The sequence below is a fragment of the Methylocaldum sp. genome, assembly GCF_039794385.1.
In the GTDB taxonomy this organism is placed as follows: Bacteria; Pseudomonadota; Gammaproteobacteria; order Methylococcales; family Methylococcaceae; genus Methylocaldum.
In genome coordinates this window covers 1-4735 of record NZ_JBDIVO010000352.1, presented here as the reverse complement: position 1 = coordinate 4735, position 4735 = coordinate 1, and the positions used below count along the sequence as shown (strand labels likewise).

Here is a 4735-nt window from a genome sequence, read left to right as displayed (position 1 = left end):
AAACGGATTGTTTTACGCAGTGATCGGTACGATTCTTTTCATTCTGCCTCAGTGGCAGGAAATTCCGTCCGAGATCGCGCGAGGCTATTGTTTGATCATTTTATACATGGCTATGCCGCTCCAGCTTCTGCTCGAAGTTATTCCTATCCTGTCGAAAGCCAGGGTGTCGGCCGGAAAGATTCACGCTCTGGAGAAAGGGCTTTCCGGCAAAAATCAGGATTACGGGCTGCTTCCAAGAAGAGATCCCGAAGCGCGTACGCCGATTTTGGAGCTTTCGAAAGTCCAGCATTGTTATCGTGGAGAAGACGGGCGCGTGGAGTTCGTACTCGGCCCTATCGACCTAACTCTATACCCCGGTGAAATCGTTTTTATTATTGGAGGAAACGGCAGCGGGAAATCCACGTTAGCTTTTTTATTGGTTGGATTATATCGGCCGGAAAGCGGAGAAATACAGTTGGATGGCGAACCGATAAACGATGGAAATCTCGAATATTATCGACAGCACTTCTCGGCCATTTTTTTCGACTTTTTCCTGTTCGAAAACCTATTGGGCTTCGACAATCTGGAATCCAACAGCAAAATATGGGAATACCTGAAGCATCTGGACCTCGCTCACAAGGTCACCGTCAAGGACGGTAAGTTTTCTACGGTCAATTTATCGCAAGGGCAGCGAAAACGGCTCGCACTTCTGGTTGCTTATCTGGAAGATCGTCCGTTCTATGTGTTCGATGAATGGGCTGCGGATCAGGATCCGATATTCAAGAGGATTTTCTACCGAGAGATTCTCGGTTCCCTAAAATCCCGCGGAAAGACGGTTATCGTGATTACTCACGACGATGCGTATTTTTCATTGGCGGATCGTTGTCTCAAGCTGCGGGACGGAAAGCTTTTCGAGGTGCCGGTGGCCGAGGCGAGCGATAGCCATGGGAGAGCCGAAAATTTCGCCGCCCCTACTACGACAATGTTAGAGGTCGGCCATGGAGCCTGAAATGGGTTGCTCGAGCCCTGGAGACAAGGAAGAAAAATCGGCGGTTTCGGCAGAGCTATCGAACCGAATGTCGTCACGGCGGTGGAACCGAACGAGCACGAAAGTAACGCATCGCCTGTTTTTCGGCGCCGTCATTTTGATCGGTGCCGGCTGCTTGGCGGGGTATTGCTCGCTACGACTATCGTTGCCCCCCGAGCAGGGGACTTACCGGCTTACTGAGCTTGCATCGGGCGTCGTGGTGGAATTCGACAGCCAGGGAATTCCCTCGATTTCGGCAAAATCCCGCGAGGACGCCTTTTATGCGTTAGGTTTTGTGACCGCTCGCGACCGCCTGTTTCAACTCGATCTGCTGAGGAGGCAAATGGCGGGACGGTTGGCCGAGGTCATGGGAGAAGATTTGGTGGAGTCGGACCATCGGCATCGGGTAATGGGTTTCGAACATGTGGCCGGAGCTATTGTGAAACGCCTTCCGGAGGATCAGTTGCGGGTGTTGGAGGCTTATGCAGCGGGGATCAACCAGGGAATGGCGTCCATGCCGGTCGTACCGTTCGAATTCTTGCTGTTGGGATATCGGCCTTCCGCTTGGCGGCCCGAGGACAGCCTGCTGGTGGTGCTGGCCATGGAAGAGGACTTGGGATGGACGGGGGAAGCGGAGCGCATGGCCACGGTCATGGAGGCCGCCCTGCCGAAAGCGGTAAATGCGTTTTTCTCTCCGGCCGTCGATCGCTACACCAACCGACTTCTAAGCGGCAAAGCCTCTCGGACTCGGCTCCCTCCGATTCCCAAGGAGGACTTGTCTGCCTTGCTGAGGAATGCTGGAGAACACTACGCCGGTTTGGCAACGGACGGTCCTGCCCCCAAGGGATCGAACGGTTGGGTGGTCGGTCCTTCGAAAACTTGGGACGGACGAGCCATCCTCGCAAATGATATGCACTTGTCGCTACGTGTCCCCAACATATGGTACCGGGTGCAAATTCGCTATGAGGACGTGCAGCTTACCGGTCTTGGCTTGCCGGGAATCCCTCTGGTCGTGGTGGGTTCCAACGGTAAGGTGGCCTGGGGCTTTACCAACATAGAGGGCGATTTCGTCGATTTGGTGGAACTGGAACTCGATCCGGACGATCCCGGACGCTATCGCACGCCTCAGGGATTTGCCCGCTTCGGCGAACGCATCGAAACGGTGCCGGTACGGGACGGAACCGAGCGCACGTTCAAAGTACTGGAAACCATCTGGGGACCCGCTCTGCCCGAACCCCTACTGGGCAAGCGGGTGGCCGTGCACTGGACCGCCCTGGATCCGGAGGCTACCGACCTGCATCTTCTCAACCTGGATGCGGTGGAGGATGTCGCTGCCGCCCAGGCCGTGTTCAACCGGGGCGGCGGTCCGCCCTTGAATGCCATGGCGGCGGATAGCCGAGGCAACATCGGTTGGACTTACACGGGGAAAATCCCGAGACGCTTCGGTTTCGACGGATCGGTTACCCGCTCTTGGGCAGATGGCTCGCGCGGCTGGAAAGGTTACATTCCGCCCGAAGAGCTGCCACGCTCGGTGAATCCGTCAGCCGGTTTCATCGTCAACGCCAATCAGCGGATGCTCAATGACGATTATCCCTATGTCATCGGCCATGATTTCGACCACGGGCACCGCGCCCACCGAATCGCCGAAAAACTCTCCATGGCCAATAATCTCGACGAGCGGGATATGCTTACCCTGCAACTCGACACGCGGGTGGAGTTCTATCGGTTTTATCAACGGCTTGCCCTGTCTCTTCCGCCCGGCGATGCGCGCGAGGCGGGGGAACGTTGGCGGGAGAGCTTGGAAAGGTGGGACGGTTCCGCGGAAAAAGGGTCGGTAGGATTTGCGCTGCTGGTGGAATTTCGCCGCTTGTTGCTCGACGAGGTTATTTCTCCCTACCTGACGAGGTGTCGTAGCCTAGATCCCGGCTTCCGGCTTCAGAGAGCGACCATCGATGAGCCCTTGCAGCAACTTCTAGAGGCGAAATTGCCGGAATTGTTGCCTCACAAAGAACGCTATCCGGATTGGGATGCTTTTCTCCGCGATCTCCTGATACGGTCGGAGCGTAACATCTCTGCTAAGTATGGAGGCGAGTCCGCGGAATCGCTGACTTGGGGCGCGGTCAATCGCGTGTCTATCGCCCATCCGTTTTCATCCGCGCTTCCATTGCTCGGCACCTTCCTGGACATGCCGCCGGTTCCCGTGTCGGGATGCCGCGAATGCGTCCGCGTTTACTCGCCCGGCTATGGAGCCAGCGAGCGTATGGTGGTCGCGCCGGGTCATGAACTCAACGGCCTTTTCCATATGCCGGGAGGCCAATCCGGGCATCCGCTGTCGGCACATTATGACGACCAACACTCGGCTTGGGTGGAAGGAACTCCTACGCCTTTTTTAGTCGATGATCTCGTTCATCGGCTTTATCTGGTGCCAGTGGAGGACTGAATTCAGTGGGATTGGAAGAGAGGGGGCAAGGATTTGCGGAAATGCCCGGTGCCGCATGGCAGTGGGACCAGATGCCCGGAAGTGCTTCGGGCAACGAATCGCATAAAACTGAAACGGAGTTGTCATCATGACGCACATTGTTGCGGAGCCGAAAATTGACCTTCCCTCGCAGGAACCCTTAGCCGGGGCCGACGGATTATCGTTGGCGTCATCGAATCGAACGAGGCGGAACGATATTTCGGGCAACGCGTATTATCTGGATCGGCAGACGGCGTTCGAATCCAACGCCCGGACCTATCCGCGCAAGCTGCCCATCGCCATTCGCCGGGCCGAAGGCATTCATGTCGAGGATACCGACGGACGGCGCTATATCGATTGCCTGGCTGGGGCGGGGGCCTTGACGCTCGGGCACTATCATCCGGTGGTGGTGGAAGCGGTGCAACGCGCGGTGGCCGATGGCGTGCCCTGGCAAACCCTGGATTTGACGACGCCGGTCAAGGACGCTTTTGTCGAGGAGCTTTTCTCTACGCTGCCGAACGAATTCGCCGGCCACGCCCGTATCCAGTTCTGCGGGCCGTCCGGGGCGGATGCCATCGAAGCGGCGCTCAAGCTGGTCAAGACCGCCACTCGTCGGCGTTCGGTCCTTGCTTTTCATGGGGCCTACCACGGCATGACCCACGGCGCGCTGGGCTTGACCGGCGAGACCGGGCCCAAGCTGGCGATCGGGGGACTCATGCCCGAGGTGCATTTCCTGCCTTATCCCTACGCCTATCGCTGCCCGTTCAATCTCGGCGGCGAGGCGACCTGGCGCGCTTCCGTCGCCTACATCGAGAGGCTGTTGGACGACACCAACAGCGGCATCGCGCCGCCCGCCGGCATGATCCTGGAGGCCGTGCAAGGGGAGGGCGGTGTGATTCCGGCGCCGGACGAGTGGCTTCGCGAAATCCGGCGCATCACCCGCGAACGGGAGATTCCCTTGATCGCCGACGAAGTACAGACCGGCGTAGGACGCACGGGAGCGATGTATGCCTTCGAGCATGCCGGCATCCTGCCGGATGTGTTGGTGCTTTCGAAAGCGGTAGGCGGCGGACTGCCGCTTAGCGTGGCGGTCTACCACGAAAGTCTGGACCGCTGGGAACCCGGCGCGCACGCCGGCACGTTTCGAGGCAACCAATTGGCCATGGCGGCGGGCGCCGCGACTCTGCGATTCGTCAAGGAGCAGACGCTCGACCGCCATGCGGACGCGATGGGCGAGCGTTTAATGGCCCATCTGCGCCGTATCCAACGGG

General features: G+C 58.3%; 3 protein-coding genes. All 3 read left to right on the top strand.

The window, feature by feature from the left end; all coding sequences use genetic code 11:
- A partial coding sequence (locus tag ABJK70_RS20530) for a cyclic peptide export ABC transporter (RefSeq protein WP_347258945.1) occupies positions 1-988 on the top strand: 988 nt, incomplete at its 5' end.
- Between the two features lies 1 nt (position 989).
- Positions 990-3446, top strand: coding sequence for a penicillin acylase family protein (locus ABJK70_RS20525; protein WP_347258944.1), 2457 nt, complete (start codon positions 990-992; stop codon positions 3444-3446).
- A gap of 127 nt (positions 3447-3573) precedes the next feature.
- On the top strand, positions 3574-4735 hold a 1162-nt coding region (locus ABJK70_RS20520), incomplete at its 3' end, for a diaminobutyrate--2-oxoglutarate transaminase family protein (RefSeq protein WP_347258943.1).

What these genes read in the sequence shown, in the direction of transcription:
- ABJK70_RS20525 (WP_347258944.1), top strand. Translation starts at nt 990, where the DNA reads ATGGGTTGCTCGAGCCCTGGAGACAAGGAAGAAAAATCGGCGGTTTCG.